The sequence below is a fragment of the Pseudoalteromonas sp. BSi20480 genome (assembly GCF_000241365.1).
In the GTDB taxonomy this organism is placed as follows: domain Bacteria; phylum Pseudomonadota; class Gammaproteobacteria; order Enterobacterales; family Alteromonadaceae; genus Pseudoalteromonas; species Pseudoalteromonas marina.
The window spans coordinates 1-21,621 of the sequence record NZ_BADX01000102.1; the positions used below are offsets into that span (position 1 = coordinate 1).

The following is a 21,621-nucleotide window of genomic DNA, read 5'->3' on the forward strand; positions in this document are numbered from 1 at the left end:
GCACTGCGTGGCATTTTTGTTCTAACTTATTACTCACAGTTAAAAGCGAAGATAGCGTGAGTTATTGACTGCCTACTTTTTAACAAACTTAGTTAAAATGACAATGCGCTGGCCATCAACACGCCCTTCAATGTGCTCAGGGTTACTGGTTAAACCAATGTTGCGCACCGCAGTACCACGTTTTGCTGTAAGGCTACTGCCTTTTACATCTAAATCTTTTATGAGTGTCACGGTATCGCCAGCTTGAAGAACCACGCCATTACTATCGACATGTTTAACATCGTCATCTTCAGCAAGTGCTTTATTAGCCCAAGCCAGAGTCTCTTCTTCTAGATATACCATGTCTAGCGCATCTTGTGCCCAACCGTTATCAGGTGCTAAGCGCGATAGCATTCTATAGGCAACAACTTGAACCGCAGGTGTTTGGCTCCACATGCTGTCATTTAAACAATGCCAATGCGTCGGCGTTACATCTACGGTGTTTTCAATTTGTTCTTTGCATGTTTTGCAAGTGTAAATGCATTTGTCTGAATGTGTTTCGGTTACAGGTGGAACTTCATAAACAGATAAGTCATTGGTAGCTGCACACAATTCACACTGGTTGTTGCTGCGTTCAATTAAGGCTTTTTCAATACTCATAGGACTACTTTTTTGGTCGGGTTAATATTTTTGCATAGTATAACTCAGCGCACTGGGTGTGTGTTATAAATCCCTTAATTTTGTATGGGTATTTCTTTCATGTATTTTTCAGCTATGTTGTTTATATAGCCAATGCTGTGGAGGTTTTTTATTACTTTATTAATGATAGGCATTAAGTGCTTATGTTTGCTAAGTAGGCGAATTCTCAAAAAACCATGAGAATATTGAGCACCAAAACCAATGTTGATATTAAGTTTTTGTGACCAATATAAGGTTGGCAACTCACCTATTATGGCAACATCTACTCTTTTTCGAACTAGCGCCTCTATGAGTTCTTTTTCCGAAGGAAAATCAACGCGTTTAAATGTATCAGCATTGTGATAATAATAACCTAATACTGTGCCTACATTTTTACCCTCCATGTTGGACACATGTTGCCATTTTTTTGTGTTTTCGGGCAGCGTTACAAGCATTTCTGTTACTGTAATTAATGGGTCAGAAAATACATATTTGGTGTTGGTTCTTTCACTTTGAGGTAGCCAATCAAGCGAGATCACATCAAAGTCAATAATCCCTTCATTAAGGTATTTAGTGATTCGCTTTGCAGGTAGCGATTCATGAGAAGCAGAGATATTAGCGTCAATCAGTACTTTTTCAATGATTTCTGGTAACACTCCCGGGCGTTTAGGATTGTTGGTGTAGAAAGGGTAATGACTTCCAGATGAGCTAATGTTGTACTTTAGGGTATTGTTGCTTTGTGCTGCAATATTAGGAAGCGAGCTCAATGCTAAACATAATATCAATAACCACTTTAAAATAAGCAAACCCGCTCCTGTACTACGAACTTTTTTATTAGTTTTATTTACTTTGCAAAATTTTGCAACGATTAAGATGCATTTACTATACTTTTAATCTCTAACATAGATTAGACTCAAAAGATTAGCTTTAATTTTGCACAAACTTATAGGTGAATTCTATTGAACGTGTCTGACACCCCGTCGTTAACACCTACGTTGACACAATATGTTGCTAGGCAACCAATATTTGATGCTGACAAAGCTGTGTTTGCTTATGAGTTGCTTTACCGAAACTCCGCAAATAATGCGTTTCCTGTAGGCACTAGCGATGAGCACGCGACCAGCCGTTTGTTTTTTAATACCTTAATGCTAGTTGGCGCAGAAAAGCTTACAGCTCACCAACTTGCTTTTGTAAATCTTTCTACAGACGCCTTACTGGATGAATTCCCCAAACTATTAAACGCTGAACATACTGTAATTGAAATTGTTGAGCGCACGGTAAACATTGCAGCGGTTGCTAGTCGTATTAAAGCGCTGAAAGGTCAGGGTTATGTATTTGCACTGGACGATTATGACGGCGATGAAAAATGGGAGCCGTTACTCGCCCTTGTTAGTTATATAAAAATTGAGGCTGAAGAGCCTATTATTAAAACTAATATGCGGGTTAAAAAGCTGAAACGAAGTTACCCTCATTGCAAAATAATAGTAGAGCGAATAGAAACTTACGATCAGTTTATAAACTTACGTGATGCAGGTTGTGATTATTTTCAGGGATTCTTTTTTGCCCGCCCAGAAATGCTAACTTACAGTGGGGTCGATCCTTCAAAAGTTACCGTTTTCGAACTCCTTAAAGCAATAGCAAAAGAATCGTTATGCTTTGAAGAAATTCATCAGCGTGTAGCTAAAGATGTAGGAATAACGGCGCGAATTTTACGTTTGGCAAATGCACGTTCTAATAATAGTAATTTAGTTATTACGTCCATATCGCAAGCTGTTGTTTATTTAGGTGAGGACGTAATTCGTCAATTTGTGCGTGTATTAGCTGTTAGCGATTTAGGAATAGATAAACCAACAGAGTTGACTAAATTTGCTCTTGTACGCGCTCGGTTAATAGAGCTTATATTAGCTGAAACAAACAAAAATTTATCTCAGCAAGGTTACTTAGTGGGTTTGTTTTCGATGCTTGATGCGATATTAGATATTGAGCTAGCAACTATTGTAAAAGAGTTTACGCTAGATAAAAGCATAACAGATGCTTTGCTACTGCAAACCGGTTTGCTAGGCGATTGCTTATTACTGGCAAAAGCGATTGAAACTAAAAACTGGGCAGTGGTTGAAACACAACTTAAGTTGGTTAACCCAGAGATGGAAATAGAAAAAATATACAGCTTTATATTAGAGTCAATGCTTTATAGTGATGATGTAATAGAAGTTATGAGCGAATAAGTATGCGTAATTTTTTATCTGTTGTAAGTGTAGTTATTGCTTTATGTTTGTTATTTCCGGGTATTACAAAACCCGTGCTAACAATTGAAGGGAATATTGATAAATCAAAACTTGCTCAAGCGGGGATTGAAATGTTAGCTGAAGAGGGCGATGGCCGAACGCGCAGCATGCTAATGATGTTTTCAAACATGTTGGGCCTGGATAAGTTAGACGGTGAGATTAGCGCTTATAGCAAAACGCAAAGTATTTACGGCACTATCACAGACCTAGCAAATAATAATAATTTACTTGTGGCTGCCTTGGTTGGTCTTTTTTCAGTTGTGGTGCCAAGCTTAAAGCTATTATTACAGCTACTGTATTGCTGCTTACCAGTTAATAGACTTAAGCAAGTATGTGGCAATATTGTTTGTGCACTCAGCAAATGGAGTATGGTTGATGTATTTGTAATAGCATTAATTGTTACGTATTTAGCGGGCAATGCACACGGTAAAAGTGGTGAATTGCTTGTTATGAATGCACAATTTGGTGAAGGGTTTTGGTATTTTAGTGGCTATTGTATATTTACAGTAATTGCCAGTTATTTAATTAAACCCCAAACCAAACTACAAAACACGCCCTAAATTATTTGTAGTCGTTTATAAGTTACTTTAAAATCCCCTTTTTTGATTGAGGTACTATTTTGCAACGCTTGTACACTATTTTACTTACGCTTACTTTACTGCTCACGTTCGTGGGTCAGTCTTTTGCGTCTGTAGCAAGTGAATGTGAAATGCCCCATCAGTCTAATGCTCACGTTAATATGCATTTGGGCAATAGTAGCGCAGAGAATAACAGCGCTCACCATTCCATGATGCAAATGGATTGCTGCGATGATGAAGCGACTGCTCAAAATGAATGCAGTTGCCCTGTTAATGGCTGTACGGCTAACTCAATGCTTAATGTCGATATTCTAATACTTATTACAGTTACAAGTACTGAAAAAGTTAATACATGCGAATCGCGTGCTCAAACAACCTCTCCCAAATCACTTTACCGACCTCCAATGTTTGCTTAAATAGCAGGATAGGTGTGTTTAAATTTTATGGAACCTCAAGCTGATTTTTATCTTTTGAAAACGTGATTAGTTTTCGTATTAGGTGCGGCTGATATAAACACCTTTCTTGCCAATTTAAATTTTTTATTAATTTTTAAATGGAGCAAGTGATGAATTACGCTTTAAAAATAAATGCAGTGCTATGTTGTTTGACTTTGTTCAGCAGTGCGGCGAATACCCAAGAAGAAAAAACGACTGGCGCAATAGATGAGTATAGCTCTGTACGTACGCTAAACTTATCTCACGCCCTTACCTATGCACTTGCAAATGATCCGTGGTTATCGGCAAGCCGCCACCAAGAGCAAGCCATTATGGCGCAAAGTATTATGGCGGGTACTTTACCCGACCCAACACTAACGCTTGGTCTTATGAACTTACCAACAAATGGTTATGCGTTTGACCAAGAAGGGATGACTCAATTTAAAGTGAGTCTAAACCAAAAATTTAGCCGCGGTGATAGCCTGTCACTGAAACAAAAGTCGCTTTTTCAGTCGTCTAAGTAATATCCATGGCAGCGAGCTGATAGGCTGGCTCAAGTCAAAGCGATGGTTACTGAGTTTTGGTTAAATGCTTATAGGGCTCAGTACAGTATTAATTTGATTGAGAAAGACAAAGAGTTATTTACTCAGCTTATTCAAATAACTGAGGCCAGCTATGCAAGTACGCAGGGTAAAACACGCCAGCAAGATATTATTCGTGCTCAGTTAGAGCTTACCCGCTTAGAAGATAAGCTACTCATACTTGAACAGCAACTTCACAGTGCTAAAAACCGGCTAGCGCAATGGTTACCCATAACAATGTTAGTAAAATCTTTAGACGATAAATTTATACCTCCTGTGGCGCTTACTGATTTTAATACCCTTGAATTTAGTCAACTTATGCAATTACTTATGGCTCATCCAGCTATTGTTGCTATAGAGCAAAGTGTGTTGGCAAAGCAAACACAAGTGAGCTTAGCGAAACAAAGTTATAAGCCACAGATAGGGGTTAATGTGGGGTATGGCTATCGAGCAGACACCCCAATGGGCCAATCAAGAGCCGATTTACTTTCTGTGGGAGTTAGCATTGATCTCCCTTTATTTACGGATAACAGGCAAGACCAACACGTTAAATCGGCTATATCTATTACGGAAGCGACTAAAACACAAAAAAGGGTCGCTTTGCAAAAGCTCAAAGGTATGTATTTTAAAGAATATAGTCAGCTATCCCAGTTACAAAAACGAAATACGCTATATCAAAATATTTTATTAGTACAAATGGCTGAGCAATCACAAGCAAACTTGAATGCTTATACGCGTGATGACGGTGACTTTTCTGATGTTATGCAAGCACGTATTAGTGAGTTAAATGCCAAAATTGACGCGCTCAATATCCAAGTCGATCAACACATTATTATTGCACGCTTAAATTATTATATGAGTAGCTTAGATTCTCAAGTTATGGGCGAACTACGTGAGGAGCAGCCTGATGAACACTAATTTGAAACTATTCATTGCCGCTATTGTAGGGGCTGGTTTATGGGCTGCTTTTACGCAAATTATAATTGATGAAAAACCGGCCGTAAAACAACCCTTATATTGGGTGGCGCCCATGGACAGCAATTATAGGCGTGACGCTCCAGGTCTCTCTCCTATGGGGATGGGTTTAGTGCCCGTTTACGACGAAGTTGGTAATAGTGAAAGTGAAAAAGGAGCGATTACTATTTCGCCAGTGGTGATTAATAATTTAGGAGTGAAAACCACTAAGGTGCAGTTAAAAACACTGCAAAGTAACATCAATACAGTGGGTTATGTGCAATATAACCAAGATAAAATTACTCATATTCACCCTCGTGTAGAAGGGTGGCTTGAGGATTTATATGTAAAAGCGCAAGGCGATAAGGTAAACGCCGGCGAACCTTTGTATACCTTATATTCACCGCAGCTAGTTAATGCACAAGAAGAGTTTTTATTGGCAGTAAATAGAAATAACAATGTACTAATTCGTGCTGCAAAGGCACGTTTAGAGTCGTTAAATGTATCTGCTGAATTTATTGAGCGCTTACAAAAAAATAAGAAAATAATGCAAAATATTACCTTTTATGCGCGTCAAAGTGGGATTGTTGATGAGCTGAATGTGCGAGAAGGTTTTTATGTAAAGCCGGGTACATCTATGATGAGTATTGCTCAACTTGATGAAGTATGGGTGGAGGCGGAAATATTTGAACGTCAATCGTCGCTTATTAGTGTTGGCCTACCGGTAACCATGACCCTTGATTATTTTAAGGGAAAAATATGGCAAGGACAGGTCGATTATATTTATCCGGCGCTTGATGCTCAAAATAGAACACTCCGGGTTAGGCTCCGATTTACAAATAAAGACCTTAAGCTAAAAGCGAATATGTTTGCTCAGGTGACTATTCATACAAAAGCGAGTGAACCTCAGCTTGTAGTACCAAAAGAAGCTGTAATTCTTACGCAACATCAAAACCGCGTAGTTATAGCATTAGGCGAAGGGCGCTTTAAATCTGTTGAAGTACAAGTAGGACAAACAAGCGTTGATGAAACGATTATTTTATCAGGTGTGGTGGTAAACGATAGCGTGGTTACCTCTGCACAATTTTTAATAGATTCTGAGTCGAGTAAGCTTTCAGACTTTAAGCGAATGGAGATGCCAGCTGCTGATAGTAGTAACGATGACAACTCTCAAAGTGCAACCGTAAATGGCGTTATAAATACAATTGATGCAGCAACTCGAGTTGTAAATATTAGTCGTGAAGCTATTCCAAAGTGGAACCGAGGTCCAGCAACAATGAATTTTGTTCTGGCACCGCATATAGAGGTTAACTCTCTTATTAAAGGTCAAACCATTGATTTCACGTTTAGTATTATTAATGATGATTTTGTGATCACCGCTTTAAATAATATAGACGCAATAGATCACTCCTCAATGCAACATACGATGGGCGAGGAAGTAAAATGATTACTGCTGTTATCCGCTGGTCTGTTCATAACCGGTTATTGGTATTGTTGCTTACATTAATTTTAGTGGGCGGTGGTGTGTTTGCCGTTAAAAATACGCCCGTAGATGCCTTGCCCGATTTATCTGATGTGCAAGTTATTGTAAAAACATCGTATCCAGGGCAAGCACCACAAGTGGTTCAAGACCAAGTTACTTATGTGCTTACTACTGCTATGTTATCGGTGCCAGGGGCAAAAACCGTAAGAGGCTTTTCATTTTTTGGCGACTCGTATGTTTATATTATTTTTGATGACAGCACTGATTTGTACTGGGCGCGTAGCCGAGTGCAAGAATACCTAACCCAAGCTGCAAACCGTCTGCCTGAAGGTGCAACGCCAGAGCTTGGACCTGATGCAACGGGTGTTGGTTGGGTTTACCTATATGCCCTTATTGATAAAACAAATACGCTTGATATTAGCCAATTGCGAGACTTACAAGATTGGTTTTTAAAGTTTGAATTACAAACTGTTCCGGGTGTTTCTGAAGTAGCCTCTGTAGGGGGAATGGTTAAGCAGTATCAAGTAAATGTAGATCCTAATAAGCTGCGTGCTTACGGCATTCCGTTGAGTCTTATTCAAACTGCAATACAGCAAGGAAACCAAGAAACAGGCGCCTCTGTTATTGAAATGGCCGAAGCGGAATACATGGTTACCAGCACAGGGTACATAAAAAGTGTTGCCGATTTAGAGGCTATTCCATTAGGTACTAATGCAAATGGCACTGCTTTGCAGTTACGTGATGTCGCAAATATTCGCCTAGGCCCACAAATGCGCCGTGGCGTGAGTGATCTTAACGGTGAAGGCGAAGCTACCGGTGGTATTGTTGTTATGCGCTACGGCGAAAATGCACAAAAAACCATTGAACTGGTTAAGGCTAAACTCGAATCCCTTAAAAAAGGATTACCAGAGGGCGTTGAGATTATTCCCGTTTACGACCGGTCAAACTTAATTAACAACGCAATAAGTAATCTGACAAGTAAACTTGTTGAAGAGCTGATTGTTGTAGCGCTTGTGTGTGTTGTGTTTTTGTTTCATGTGCGCTCATCTTTGGTGGCTATTGTTACCTTACCGCTGGGTATTTTAACGGCGTTTATTGTGATGTATTGGCAAGGAATTAACGCTAATATTATGTCTTTGGGCGGGATTGCGATTGCCATAGGGGCAATGACCGATGGCGCCATAGTAATGATTGAAAATATGCATAAGCATATGGAAAAAACGCCTCTGACTGATCAAAACCGTTGGGAAGTCGTTATTAAAGCGACAAGCGAAGTAGGCCCTGCGCTGTTTTTTAGTTTATTAATTATTACCGTGAGTTTTTTGCCTGTATTTATTTTAGAAGCGCAGGAAGGGCGAATGTTCTCACCTCTTGCTTACACTAAAACTTATGCAATGGCGGCCTCAGCAGGGTTAGCGATCACCCTAGTGCCTGTATTAATGGGTTATTTTATAAGAGGTAAGGTAATACCTGAAAATAAAAATCCCGTAAATAGATTGCTTGTAGCGGCTTATCGGCCTTTGCTCAGATGGGTGCTTAATTTTCCAAAAACAACCTTAATATTTGCCTTAGTTATGACCTTGGTAGGTTTTTACCCACTTAACAAAATAGGTAGCGAGTTTATTCCGCCACTTGATGAGGGTGATTTAATGTATATGCCCACTACATACCCAAGTATATCAATAGCTAAAGCTCGAGAGATTTTGCAGCAAACAGATAAGTTAATCGCAACCGTACCGGAAGTTAAAACAGTTTTTGGTAAAGTCGGGCGAGCTGAAACAGCCACCGATCCCGCTCCACTGACAATGATTGAAACGTTTATTCAATTAAAGCCCAAAGACGAGTGGCGAGAGGGAATGACTCTTGAAAAACTCAAAGCCGAACTTGATGCATTAGTCACGTTTCCTGGTTTAACTAATGCGTGGGTTATGCCAATTAAAACACGCATAGACATGTTGGCAACCGGTATTAAAACACCAATAGGTATTAAAGTGGCAGGTCCACAGTTAAGTGAAATTCAAAAAATTGGTGAGCAAATAGAAACGCTACTTGCTGATATTCAAGGCACTGTATCTGTTTACTCTGAACGAGTGGCTGGTGGGCGCTACGTAAAAATTGATATAAACCGTGAAAAAGCAGCGCGTTATAATTTAAACATAAGCGATATACAGCAAGTTATAGCAACGGCAGTTGGTGGTAAAAATGTAACACAAACAATAGAAGGGCAGGCTCGTTATTCGGTTAACGTGCGTTATCCGCAAGTTTTTAGGGATTCTCCTGACGCCCTTATGTTATTGCCCATTGTGACGCCACAAGGACAGCATATTGCGCTTGGAGATGTCGCTAATGTATTTATTGAAAATGGCCCGTCTGGCATTAAAAGTGAAAATGCACGTTTAAATGGTTGGGTTTATATTGATATAGATGGCGTAGACATTGGTAGCTATGTTGAAAGCGCGAGAGCCTTGCTCGATGAGCATTTAACGCTGCCATCGGGGTATTCTATTTCATGGGCTGGGCAGTATGAATATATGCAACGTGCAAAAGAGAAGCTCACCTACGTAGTGCCTCTCACTTTGGCCATTATTGTTGTGCTGCTCTATCTTAATTTTAAAAGCTTTGCTGAAGTAACTATTATTATGTGCACACTGCCATTGGCTATGATAGGTGGTGTATGGCTCATGTACCTTCAAGGTTTTAACTTTTCAGTCGCCGTAGGGGTTGGTTTTATTGCACTGGCCGGTGTTGCTGTGGAGATTGGGGTGATTATGCTGGTTTACTTAAATCAGGCATATCAAAACATGTGCTTAACTGCTAAGCGAGCTGATAAACCACTTTCGTTAGCTCAGTTACAGCAGGCAATTATTGAAGGTGCCGGGTTACGTGTGCGTCCTGTAATGATGACGGTGGCTACTATTGTTATTGGTTTATTACCTGTGCTTTATGGTACGGGTAGCGGTAGTGAAGTAATGAGCCGAATTGCAGCGCCTATGGTAGGTGGTATGGTAAGCGCAATAATGTTGACCTTATTAGTTATTCCTGCGGTTTACCTATTATGGAGAAAAAAGGCTATTAAGTAACAGTGATAGGGTAATGACTTATCATTGCCCTATAAAAATTACCTATTGTCTGTAAGTTATTCTATTAATTTGTATTTTAATTTATTTTTAAAGTGTAACCCATTGTTTTTAATTGTGGTTTTTATTGGCATGATTCAAGCAACTAGTAACTCATAAGTTAACTAAGTAAGGAATGCACATGCAAGTTAAAACAATTAAAGAGGTATACGATTGGACAGTATTATTTCATACGCAAATGGCGGCTAACTTTCATAGCGTTAAACCAATACTTGATGAGCGTAATGCCATGCTGGTGGATTATTACCTTAATTACGAAAAAAAACTCGCTGAAGATTTAGTGGGTTTTAAAGCGATTACCGAAATTAACACGCTCGACACATTTTGTTATGAGTACTTTGCCAGTAACCCCGAACTTATTACGTTTAACGATATCAGCAAAGATAAGCAGTTAGATGAAAAAGCAATTCAAGATTACTTATCGAGTCAGCATCAAAAAGTTATCGCGCTTTACGATTACCTTCTCGAGCGTGCAGAAACGCAAAATGCGCAAGAGAAGCTAGCGCAGCTACTAGAGCTTGAAAAGCAAGGGCTTAAACAAATGATGCAAAGTACAAATCGCCATATGGATATGTAATTAGCTAAAGTATACTTAGCTAAAAGTAGGGTGTATTTGCACCCTACTTAATTATTTACTCTTCAAAATATTATGAGCAGTTAAGACTTATTCCTACCTTTTTTAAATAACGTTGTTCTAGTTCTAAATCTGCATTAAGTAACGTGTGTGTTTGTAAATAATTATCGTAAAATTTAATAAAAAGCCCTGTGGCATTAGCGCTAATATTCATATTAGGTTGCTGGCTAATTTGGCGTTTTTGATTAAATAAAACAGCTAAGCGTAAAATAGTAACAAGCTTAATTACATGTTGCTGCGCGATTGTTGTGAACTCTGGTAATTCATCACGTTTAATTTTTTTTCGGTAAAAGCGAATTAGCGAGCTTAAAATGAGTTGCTCTTGCTGAGTAAAACCAGGAAGCTGGCTATTTGCCACAATGTAAGCGCTGTGTTTATTAATACCTGAAGAGTTAATAGATAAGCCAATTTCGTGTAGCTTAGCAGCCCAATTAAGAAGCGCTATGTCGTTATTATCATTTAGTTGCCACGCTTTGCTAAGGCGCTCGTATATCCAAGTAGCTGTATTAGCAACGCGTGAGGCATGGGCTTTATCTACGGTGTATCGTTCACTCAGGTTATTGATTGTATTGCTGCGAATGTCTTTATCGGCGAGTTTTTGCTGCATTTCATGAAGTAGCCCCTCTCTTAAAGAGAAGTCACTATAAGAGAGCTGATTGATTGAAAACTCTTTAAAAACAGCAATAAGAATGGCAAGTCCTCCACATAGACTCTGCTGACGCTCAGGCGTTAATCCTTCTATACTTATATTATCGATATGTTTAGCGGCAATGCATTGCTGCTTAAGAGCCAGTAAATCGTCAATACTTACACATGTTTGTTGCGGGTTTTGTGCGCACACCATGGTTAAAATTGATTTAATAGTGCCTGATGTACCAATTACATCTTGCCAACCTTCGTTAATGTAGTTGGCAAAAATAACTTCGATTTCTTGTTCCGCTTTTATTTCAGCTCGATTAAAACGCTTAGCCGTAATAGCTCCACCACTAAAAAACTGTTTTGTGTAGCTAACACAGCCCATATTACGGCTGGTAAGAAGCTTATGTTTGAAGTGCTTACCAATAATTAGTTCGGTACTGCCTCCGCCAATATCGATAATAAGGCGGTTCTCTTCGTTATGTACATAATGAGCCACACCTTGATAAATAAGCCGAGCTTCTTCTTGCCCTGGGATCACATCAATATGAAATGGAAATACCTTACTCGCCTGAGTTAAAAAGGCATGAATATTTTTGGCGCGCCTAAAAGTGTATGTAGCAGCTACTTTTACATTACCAGGAGGAAAGTCTTCAAGGGTGTTTGCAAACTGCTTAAGTACAAGTAGTGCACGGTCTATGGCTGCTTGGTTTAGTCTTAATTTATCGTCTAAGCCATCGGCTAAATAAACACGCTGTTTCTCTTTATGCAGAATTTGTAATGTGCCATCCACTTCGCGCGCAACGACCAAGTGAAAGCTATTCGAACCTAGATCGACGGCCGCTATTGATGGGTGATCATTCATTATTATAATTACTCTCCCATTTTTTTAAGTGATCGTATATTGCTATTTGTGAGCGAATTTTTTTTCTGTTACCGCGCCTAACATAGGTATTTTTTTGCTCGCTATCGATTAGCCGAGCTTTTGTGCGGTCTTTAAATTGTAGCTCTAAAATGTCCAGAATGAGCTGTTTTAATTTATTATTTAAAATGGGCACTCCCACTTCAACGCGTTGATCAAGATTGCGAGTCATCCAATCAGCGGAAGAAATATACACCTTTTCATTGCCATTATTGCCAAATACCATTACGCGAGGATGCTCTAAAAAGCGATCAACAATACTGATCACTTTTATGTTTTCGCTAAAGTGAGCCACCCCCGGTATTAATGAACACATACCACGTACAATAATTCGGATTTTTACTCCACGACGACCGGCATAATAAAGTTTATCTACAAGTTGTTTATCAACTAAATTATTTACTTTAATTGTAATTTTTCCTGTGAAACCATCTTCAACATGCTGAATCTCTTTATCAATTAAATCCAATAAAGTGTCGCGAGCATTAATAGGGGAGAGCATTAAATATTCAAAATTAAAGGGCTTGTAGCTGCTTTCTATAAACTTAAATACGCTATCGCATTCTTCACAAATACCGTTATGTTTTGTGAAAAGGCTAAAGTCAGTGTAGATTTTAGCTGTTTTTTCGTGAAAGTTTCCGGTACCGATATGGGCGTATTTAACTATTTTGTTTTTTTCTTTACGGTGAATAACACATAGTTTGCTATGCACTTTTAGGGCTGGAATACCAAAAATAACTTTTATTCCAGCACTGCTAAGAACTTTAGCCCATTCAATATTGTTCTGCTCATCAAAGCGTGCTTTAAGCTCAACCATTACCGTGACACTTTTGCCATTTTTAGCGGCATTGATGAGTAAAGAAATAAGCCGAGACTTACTCGCCACTCGATAAATATTTACTTTAATCTGCGTCACCATAGGATCAAATGCGGCTTGGCGAACATACTCCAGTAAATGATTAAATGTGTGATATGGGTAGTAGAGCAGTATGTCTTGCTCGCTTATTGCGTCAAATACGCTGCTGTGTTTGTTAAAAGCTGTGCTTTGTATTGCTGGAAGTGTTTTGTTTTCAAGGTATTGGCGACCCACATTAGGAAAAGCAATAAAATCTCTAAAGTTACGGTATCGACCCGCGGGTATCAGCGCATCATGATGACTCACGTTTAGACGTTTTTTCATCACTTTTAACATACTTTCTGGCATGCTCTCGTCGTAAACAAGGCGCACAGGCTCTGCATAAATACGTTGTTTAAGACCCTTAGACATTTTATCGAGCAGTCCTTCTTCTAGCTCATCGTCTAAATTGTATTCTGCATCTCGTGTGAGTTTTATTGCATGACCTTGAATTTTATCAAAGTGAAAAAAGTTACTAAAAACATCATTTAAATAGTAAGAAATAACGTCATCAAGCATAACAATGGTTTTACGACGACGTGTCTTTTCAGGCGGTAATATAATAAAACGGGGTACTCGGTCTGTGGGGACTTCAAGCATAGCGTAGTGGCTTTTTTCGTCACTCATTTCAATAAACAAGTAAGTCATTGTGTCGTTTATATAGTCTGAGTAATCTTTATTTTCATTAAGTAAAATGGGAGATATATGCTGTAAAACCTTGTCATGAAAATACGCTTTTAGCCAATTAAGATGAAAATCTGTTAATTTTTCGGGGCGATCTACATGGATATTATGAGTGGTTAAATCGTTTAAAATTTGTTGGTGTATTAGGTTAAATTTTTTGCCTAGCTGCAAAACTTTTTGTTGAATTTGACTTAATAAAGCTTCGTCTTCTTCAAAATTAGCATCGGGAAGTTTGTTTAATAAAATACGGCGTTTAACGTCGGCAACACGCACCCTAAAAAATTCATCAAGGTTATTAGAAAAAATCCCCAAAAACCGCATGCGTTCAATTATTGGATTATTTTTGTCTTTAGCCTCTTGTAGAACGCGCTCGTTGAATGACAGCCAACTAAGCTCTTTAGCAAAGTATTCAACGGTTTGAGTATGTTCTATGTGGGCATTCATATTATATTCCATTATCTAACGCTGAGTTAAATATAGAACAATTTAATGACATTAAAATGACATGCGTGTCACTTGTATGACACGCAATAAAAAATTATGCTTCTTCTGTGTCTACTATTAAGTCGCTGGTTATTGACTCAAGCGCATCAATTACTTCGTCTTTATCCATTCCGTTAGGTAAGGTAACGGTTGCAACAGCGCTAAAAATAGGGACTCCCCAATTAGGTGCGCTTTGTTGTCTAGAATTTAAATGAGTAATACTTGCTCCTTTGTGTCGTATTACGCTCGCGAGCTCTTGGACAATACCAGGGCGATCGTTTCCTGTGATCACTAAATTGATTTGTTCACGTGGTGAAGGTTCAATTTCAGTATTGCCAGCTTCAATACGCACTTCAAGTTTTGGTAAAGCGGTAAGCGCGTTTTGCAGTTCCTGAAAATGCTCTTCAGCAACTTCTAACTGAATAATCCCTGCAAAATGACCTAATAAATGGCTAAGGTTACTACATAACCAGTTGCCGTGATTTTTTAAAACTACCGATGAAATATCTTCTACTAAGCCTGGACGATCCTTTCCTAAAATAGTTATTACCAACTGTTTCATAAATTGTGCCTCTTTTTAAGCCCGAAGAATGTAAATGCGTAGGCATTAAATAAAATATGTTTTGATGCTGACGCGCTTTTATAGGTTAATGATTTTATTATGTTAATAATTAATTTAACGTGAATGAAAGAAAGGTAAGCGCATCCCTTAATTTACCATTTGAGTATTAACCTCGTTAAATGCTTTGTCCAATTATTTTTGTTATTTAGTTCCCTTCTAAATGACTAATCTAACGCTTAATTAATACAATAACTTATGCCACCTTAGATATACCTTTAATTAGAGTGCTTATTATGACCGTTGTAACATTACTGTCATCTTGATGAAATATAATTTATAGAACGTTAAGATTTAAAGGTGTTTTGATGACTTCCAATCCGAATAAACCGTCTTTTAATACGGATCGAAGCCGTCTATTTAAAGACAGGTTTGCCAAATTTGGCATAACCGCCGGTGGAGTAATGGTATTAATAGCGCTGTTGTTAATATTTTTCTACCTTCTTTATGTAGTACAGCCAATTTTTGAGTCAGCTAAAGTTGAAAAGCGTGACAGCTTCACAGTAAGTAACGCAGATCAAATAGTTGGCTTAGGTGTTGAAGAGCAAACCGAAGTTGCTTATTTACTAAGCCAACAAGGCCAAGTTGATTTTTACAATGTAGAAAAAGCAAGTTTTGGTAAAAAACTCAAGACGCTTAATGTTGCTCTTCCAAGCGAAGTAACAAGCTTTGCAACGAGTGCACCGTTTCAGGGCCAATACGCATATGGTTTAGAAAACGGCACTGTGATGGTGGTTGTACCTAAGTTTTTAGTTACCTTTCCAAATAACGAACGTAAATTAACGCCACGTGTTGATTATCCGCTTGGTGAAATGGCGTTAGAAGTTGATGCTCAAGGCGCTGCTATCAAGCGCTTTGCGTTTTCTCACTATGAAGATAAAACGGCGGTTGTTGCATTAACCGCAGATAAGCGCGTTTTGTTTAGCAGCTTTGTTGCTGAAGAAAACATGTTTACAGGTGAAGTAGAGTGGGTTGTTGAGCGAACAGAGCTTGATGTTGAAGGTCGTGTAGATGAGCTTTTAATTTCGCCAGATACAACACGTACGTTTATTCGTTCAGCTAATCAAATTTACGTTTATGATACGCGTTATCCAAGTGAAGTAGAGCAAATCCAGTTATTATCGGCTAATGAAGAAAACGCTAATATAGTGTCTGCTCAGTTACTTGCGGGTGCAAACTCGTTAATGCTTGCTAACGATAACGGTGAAGTGTCGCAGTGGTTTGAAGTAAACACAGACGCTGGTCGTCAGTTCCAAAAAATTCGTGCGTTTGAAACAACCAAACAAAGCAAATTAAATATTTTTACAGAATTTTATCGTCGTACTTTTTTCACTACCAGCAGTAACGGTGAGCTTGGTGTTTACTACACAACAAGCGAAGCTAAGCTATGGCAGGGTAAAGTAAGTGAAGGCGAAATTAAACACTTTGCAATTGCTCCACGTTCAAATGCTGCGTTAATTTTAGCGGATGGCAAATTAACGGTATTAGAGGTTCACAACGAACATCCTGAAGTAACATGGTCTGCGTTATGGCAAGAAGTGTGGTACGAAGGTTACCCAGAGCCTGCATACATTTGGCAGTCAACATCTGCAAGTGATGACTTTGAATCTAAATTTTCGCTAGTGCCTATTTCGTTCGGTACAATTAAAGCTGCTTTTTACGCTATGTTATTTGCAGTACCCATTGCGATTTCGTCGGCAATTTACACTGCGTACTTTATGTCGAGTGGATTACGTAAGGTTGTAAAGCCAACCGTTGAAATAATGGAAGCACTTCCTACGGTTATTTTAGGCTTTTTAGCGGGCCTTTGGTTAGCGCCTTTAATTGAAGAGCACTTACCTGCAATTGTTGGCTTACTCATTTTATTACCTATTGGTATTTTAGGTTCAGCACTTGCGTGGACGAAGTTACCAGCAAGTATTCGCCATAAAATACCTGAAGGTTCTCATTCAATTATTTTGATTCCTGTTGTATTAGTTGTTGGTTGGTTCTCGTTCGCAATGAGCGAAACAGTAGAGCTGTGGATGTTTGACGGTAATGTACGCCAGTATCTAACAAACGAGTTGGGCATGACATTCGACCAACGTAATTCATTGGTAGTCGGTATAGCAATGGGTTTTGCAGTGGTTCCAACTATTTTCTCTATTGCAGAAGACGCCGTATTTAGTGTACCTAAGCACTTATCAAATGGTTCATTAGCACTAGGGGCTACTCAATGGCAAACACTCGTACGTGTTGTGCTATTAACTGCAAGCCCAGGTATATTCTCTGCGGTAATGATGGGCCTAGGCCGTGCCGTGGGCGAAACCATGATTGTACTCATGGCAACAGGTAACACACCGATTATGGACTGGAGTATTTTCCAAGGCATGAGAACGCTGGCAGCTAATATTGCGGTAGAAATGCCTGAATCAGAAGTAGGTAGCTCGCATTACAGAATATTGTTTTTAGCCGCCTTTGTACTATTCATATTCACCTTTGTATTTAACACGTTAGCTGAGTTTGTTCGTCAGCAGTTACGTGAAAAATACAGCTCAATGTAAGTGGAGAGACACGACATGGTAAAGCAGTGGTTTAAGTCTGGTTCTCCTTGGATTTGGATGACCGGCGGTGCAGTGAGCATCAGCTTAATTTCGGTTTTAGGTATATTAGCGATGATAGCCTGGAAGGGATTGAGTTTTTTCTGGCCTTCTCAAGTTGTACAGTTTGAGCTTGAAGGCTCGATTGCCAAGCAAACCGTTATTGGTGAAGTTTACGACCGTGAACTCGTACCAAAAGAACGTTTGGCAGCGACAGGTGTTGATGTTTCAGCATTTGATAAAGAAGAATTTGAACGTTTACTTATAAAAACAGGTAACCGTGAATACGTAGCTCTAGATTTTCGTTGGATACTTGAAACCGACATAAAAGCAAAGTCTACACCTGCTACGCTTGCAGTATTTGAACGTAGTAAAAATGGTAATTTTTACGGGTATGTAGAAAGTGTATTTAAAGACGGCAAGCCAGTAGAGGGCGATAAAGTAGAGGCTTTATATGACCTTGTTGAGCGTGCTGTAGATTTAAATGATGAAGCACTGGATTTACAAAATGGCGATATAGGTCATATCAACTATGAACTTGAGCGCTTGCGCTTAAAAGAGAAAAGCTACTTACTTGATAACCAGTTAACAGATGAACGTGTTGCAGAGCTTGCAAAAATGCGTGCTGAATTACGTGCCGAGTACGGCGAGCTTGAAAAAGAGTTATTTGCACTGCGTAAACAGGCCAAGCGCGACCATGTAACGGTAAAAGATATGCGCGGGGAAATAGTTACGATCCCAATGTATCAAGTACTTGATGTGTGGTTTCCGAACGACATGGGCTTTTTTGCAAAGCTAGGCCACTACTTTGGTCAACTAGGCAAGTTTGTATCTGATGATCCACGCGAAGCAAATACAGAAGGCGGTGTATTCCCTGCTATATTTGGTACTGTATTTATGGTTATGTTGATGGCTGTGATAGTAACGCCGTTTGGTGTTGTTGCTGCTATTTACTTGCACGAATACGCGGCTAAAAATGCGGTCACTAAAATGATTCGTATCGCGGTAATTAACTTAGCGGGTGTACCTTCTATTGTTTATGGTGTATTCGGCTTAGGCTTTTTTGTATATATGCTAGGTGGCAGTATCGACCAATTATTTTACCCAGAGTCTTCACCAACACCAGTATTTGGTACGCCAGGTGTAATGTGGTCTGCACTAACATTGGCAATACTAACGTTACCCGTGGTTATTGTATCTACGGAAGAGGGTTTATCACGTATTCCAAGCACTGTACGTGACGGTTCATTAGCATTGGGTGCAACTAAAGTTGAAACCCTATGGCGTATTGTAATTCCAATGGCAAGCCCTGCAATTATGACGGGGTTAATACTGGCTGTTGCACGTGCAGCAGGCGAAGTTGCGCCCCTGATGTTGGTAGGTGTTGTTAAAATGGCACCGACGTTACCATTAGACGGCAACTTTCCGTATTTTCACTTAGACAGAAAGTTCATGCACTTAGGCTTTCATATTTACGATGTTGGCTTCCAGAGCCCGAATGTTGAAGCGGCACGCCCGCTAGTATATGCAACGGCATTTTTACTTGTGTCGGTAATTATCACACTCAACATAACGGCCATTGGTATACGTAACCATTTACGTGAAAAATTCAGATCGCTTGAACACTAATTAGTAAAGATTTAATAGGTAACAAACATGATTACAGTCGCTCCAAAAGTAAACCAAGCCAATTTGGGCATGAAGTTAGATTTAGACAATTTAACAGACGAGCAAAAAGCGTTAGAGATTAAAGATCTCGATCTTTACTACGGTGATAAACAAGCGCTTAGTAAAGTGAATATGAATATTCCAAAAGGCCAAGTAACGGCGTTTATCGGCCCATCAGGTTGTGGTAAATCAACGCTATTACGTTGTATTAACCGAATGAATGACTTGGTTGATATTTGTCGAATTGAAGGTGAAATACTCCTTCATGGACAAAATATTTACGATAAAAATGTAGATGTTGCGGCGCTTCGCCGTAACGTTGGGATGGTGTTTCAGCGTCCTAACCCATTTCCAAAATCGATTTATGAAAATGTAGTCTATGGTCTACGCTTACAGGGCATTAAAGAAAAGCGTAAGTTAGACGAAGTAGTAGAGCAGTCATTACGTGGCGCTGCTTTATGGGATGAAGTAAAAGATAGACTACATGACAGTGCATTTGGTTTATCAGGCGGTCAGCAACAGCGTTTAGTTATTGCTCGATCTATTGCGATAGAGCCTGAGGTTTTACTACTAGATGAACCAACGTCAGCGCTTGATCCAATTTCTACTCTAGTTATTGAAGAACTAATTAACGATTTAAAGAATAAATTTACCGTTGTTATTGTTACGCATAACATGCAACAAGCAGCGCGAGTGTCTGACCAAACAGCCTTTATGTACATGGGTGAGCTGATTGAATACTCAGATACAAATACCTTATTTACAACACCAACAAAGAAAAAGACTGAAGATTATATTACAGGTCGTTACGGCTAAATAATTAACAGTATCGTGTTGTACAAGATTTAGAGAGAAGGTAATTATGGAACATAATATTAATAAGCATATTTCTGGTCGCTTTAATCAAGAGCTTGAAAATGTTCGTAACCATGTACTAAGCATGGGTGGGTTAGTTGAGCAACAACTAAGTAGTGCGCTTGATGCGGTAAGCACTAACGATGCAGAACTTGCAGAAAAAGTGCGTAAAAACGACTACAAAGTTAATGCTATGGAAGTGAGCATTGATGAAGAATGTACTCGTATTATTGCGCGTCGTCAGCCCGCTGCCAGCGATTTACGTTTGGTGATTGCTATTGCAAAAACTATTGCTGACCTCGAGCGTATTGGCGATGAAGCTGAGCGTATTGCAAAAGTGGCTCTCGATTCTTTCACTAAAGATCAACAAGATTTGTTAGTGAATATTGAAAATATGGGTCGTCAGGTTTTAAAAATGTTACACGATGTACTTGATGCGTTTGCACGTATGGATGTGCAACGCGCATTTGAAGTACACAAAGAAGATGCTAAAGTTGATCGTGAATATGAAGCCATAACACGTCAAATTATGACGTACATGATGGAAGATCCACGTTCTATTCCAAAAATCATGGATTTAGTTTGGTCAGTGCGTTCATTAGAGCGGATTGGCGACCGTTGTCAGAATATTGCTGAGTACATTATCTACTTTGTAAATGGTAAAGATATTCGCCATATATCACAGGAAGATATTGAAAAATCGCTTTAAAGTTCATTAGCGCATTTTAACAAAGCGGCTATAAGCCGCTTTGTTTATTTAGCTATAAGTTAAATAATAAAAACCGTTCACAATTGTTGTGAATACTGTAAAATCGCATGCTGCACGCATGTAATTTGATTAAAGGGTCAGTTATGCCTACAAACGCGTTTTTAGGAGTTTTTGCAAAATCTCCTTTCAAACCAATGGAAGATCACATCAAAAAAGTTCATCAAGCTAGTAAAGCTTTGATACCTTTTTTTAATCACGTTTTTTAAAGAAGAGTGGACACAAGCAGAAGAGCTTCGTATCACTATTCGTAATTTAGAGCGTGAAGCCGATGACATGAAAAGAGACATACGTTTACAGTTACCACGCGGTTTATTTATGCCGGTAGAACGTACGGATCTGCTCGAGTTAGTAACCCAACAAGACAAAATTGCTAATAAAGCAAAAGACATTGCTGGGCGCGTAATCGGTCGTGAAATGACCATACCAGCAGTAATGCAAGCTGATTTCTTGGCTTACTTAACTCGTTGTGTGGATGCGACAAAACAAGCATCTAAAGCAATAAACGAGTTAGAAGAGCTATTAGAAACAGGCTTTAAAGGTCGCGAAGTGACCTTAGTAGAAAAAATGCTCGTTGAATTGGATGCAATAGAACAAGACACGGATGACATGCAAATTAAAGTACGCCGCCAACTACGTGAAGTAGAAAGTGAACTTAACCCTGTAGATGTAATGTTTTTATACAGCATTATTGAATGGGTTGGTGAGCTTGCAGATATTGCAGAGCGCGTAGGATCACGTCTTGAGCTGATGTTAGCTCGTTAATTTAAA

At 39.1% G+C, this 21,621-nt stretch carries 15 protein-coding genes and 2 pseudogenes; 12 read left to right on the forward strand and 5 right to left on the reverse strand.

Annotation, left to right across the window (positions count from 1 at the left end; genetic code table 11):
- Window positions 1-72: 72 nt before the first annotated feature.
- A complete protein-coding gene (locus tag P20480_RS07265) occupies window positions 73-639 on the reverse strand; it encodes a PhnA domain-containing protein (protein WP_008130442.1) in 567 nt (188 codons plus the stop codon).
- Window positions 640-713: 74 nt separating this feature from the next.
- Window positions 714-1,463: a substrate-binding periplasmic protein gene (locus P20480_RS07260; RefSeq protein WP_008130444.1), complete on the reverse strand. Its 750-nt coding sequence runs from the start codon at window positions 1,461-1,463 to the stop codon at window positions 714-716.
- 153 nt (window positions 1,464-1,616) lie between these two features.
- On the opposite strand from P20480_RS07260, the gene P20480_RS07255 reads away from it, so the two are divergent.
- From P20480_RS07255 to P20480_RS07230, 7 genes and pseudogenes are all read left to right on the forward strand, one after another.
- Window positions 1,617-2,882, forward strand: coding sequence for an EAL and HDOD domain-containing protein (locus tag P20480_RS07255; protein WP_008130446.1), 1,266 nt, complete (start codon window positions 1,617-1,619; stop codon window positions 2,880-2,882).
- A 2-nt stretch (window positions 2,883-2,884) separates the two neighbouring features.
- Complete coding sequence (locus P20480_RS07250; protein ID WP_006791208.1) at window positions 2,885-3,502, forward strand: paraquat-inducible protein A; 618 nt, start codon at window positions 2,885-2,887, stop codon at window positions 3,500-3,502.
- A 59-nt stretch (window positions 3,503-3,561) separates the two neighbouring features.
- Window positions 3,562-3,936, forward strand: coding sequence for a hypothetical protein (locus tag P20480_RS07245; RefSeq protein ID WP_008130448.1), 375 nt, complete (start codon window positions 3,562-3,564; stop codon window positions 3,934-3,936).
- 149 nt (window positions 3,937-4,085) lie between these two features.
- Window positions 4,086-5,453, forward strand: a pseudogene (locus P20480_RS18260) (TolC family protein).
- On the forward strand, window positions 5,443-6,936 hold the full coding sequence (locus P20480_RS07240) for an efflux RND transporter periplasmic adaptor subunit (RefSeq protein ID WP_008130455.1): 1,494 nt from the start codon (window positions 5,443-5,445) through the stop codon (window positions 6,934-6,936). Before P20480_RS18260 ends, P20480_RS07240 begins: the two are co-directional and overlap by 11 nt.
- On the forward strand, window positions 6,933-10,052 hold the full coding sequence (locus tag P20480_RS07235) for an efflux RND transporter permease subunit (RefSeq protein ID WP_008130456.1): 3,120 nt from the start codon (window positions 6,933-6,935) through the stop codon (window positions 10,050-10,052). The genes P20480_RS07240 and P20480_RS07235 overlap by 4 nt, the downstream gene beginning before the upstream one ends.
- A 178-nt stretch (window positions 10,053-10,230) precedes the next feature.
- The gene (locus tag P20480_RS07230; RefSeq protein WP_006791203.1) at window positions 10,231-10,686 is read left to right on the forward strand and encodes a hypothetical protein; all 456 of its coding nucleotides are present in this window, start codon (window positions 10,231-10,233) and stop codon (window positions 10,684-10,686) included.
- Between the two features lie 70 nt (window positions 10,687-10,756).
- On the opposite strand, the gene P20480_RS07225 is transcribed toward P20480_RS07230, so the two are convergent.
- The 3 genes from P20480_RS07225 to P20480_RS07215 form a co-directional block, all read right to left on the reverse strand.
- Window positions 10,757-12,244: a Ppx/GppA phosphatase family protein gene (locus P20480_RS07225; RefSeq protein ID WP_006791202.1), complete on the reverse strand. Its 1,488-nt coding sequence runs from the start codon at window positions 12,242-12,244 to the stop codon at window positions 10,757-10,759.
- Entirely contained in the window at window positions 12,237-14,324 is a 2,088-nt protein-coding gene (gene ppk1, locus P20480_RS07220) for a polyphosphate kinase 1 (RefSeq protein ID WP_008130463.1), read from the reverse strand. Before ppk1 ends, P20480_RS07225 begins: the two co-directional genes overlap by 8 nt.
- A 94-nt stretch (window positions 14,325-14,418) precedes the next feature.
- Complete coding sequence (locus P20480_RS07215; protein WP_006791200.1) at window positions 14,419-14,925, reverse strand: glycine cleavage system transcriptional repressor; 507 nt, start codon at window positions 14,923-14,925, stop codon at window positions 14,419-14,421.
- A gap of 365 nt (window positions 14,926-15,290) precedes the next feature.
- Here P20480_RS07215 and P20480_RS07210 point away from each other — a divergent pair, with 365 nt between their 5' ends.
- The 5 genes and pseudogenes from P20480_RS07210 to P20480_RS18265 all read left to right on the forward strand — a co-directional run bounded on the left by P20480_RS07210 (window position 15,291) and on the right by P20480_RS18265 (window position 21,615).
- The gene (locus tag P20480_RS07210) at window positions 15,291-17,525 is read left to right on the forward strand and encodes an ABC transporter permease subunit (RefSeq protein WP_008130466.1); all 2,235 of its coding nucleotides are present in this window, start codon (window positions 15,291-15,293) and stop codon (window positions 17,523-17,525) included.
- Between the two features lie 15 nt (window positions 17,526-17,540).
- Window positions 17,541-19,190: a phosphate ABC transporter permease PstA gene (gene pstA / locus P20480_RS07205; protein ID WP_006791198.1), complete on the forward strand. Its 1,650-nt coding sequence runs from the start codon at window positions 17,541-17,543 to the stop codon at window positions 19,188-19,190.
- Window positions 19,191-19,217: 27 nt separating this feature from the next.
- Window positions 19,218-20,045: a phosphate ABC transporter ATP-binding protein PstB gene (gene pstB / locus P20480_RS07200; protein WP_006791197.1), complete on the forward strand. Its 828-nt coding sequence runs from the start codon at window positions 19,218-19,220 to the stop codon at window positions 20,043-20,045.
- 46 nt (window positions 20,046-20,091) lie between these two features.
- Complete coding sequence (gene phoU / locus P20480_RS07195; protein WP_006791196.1) at window positions 20,092-20,793, forward strand: phosphate signaling complex protein PhoU; 702 nt, start codon at window positions 20,092-20,094, stop codon at window positions 20,791-20,793.
- A gap of 143 nt (window positions 20,794-20,936) precedes the next feature.
- A pseudogene (locus P20480_RS18265) lies at window positions 20,937-21,615 on the forward strand (TIGR00153 family protein).
- Window positions 21,616-21,621 lie beyond the last annotated feature (6 nt).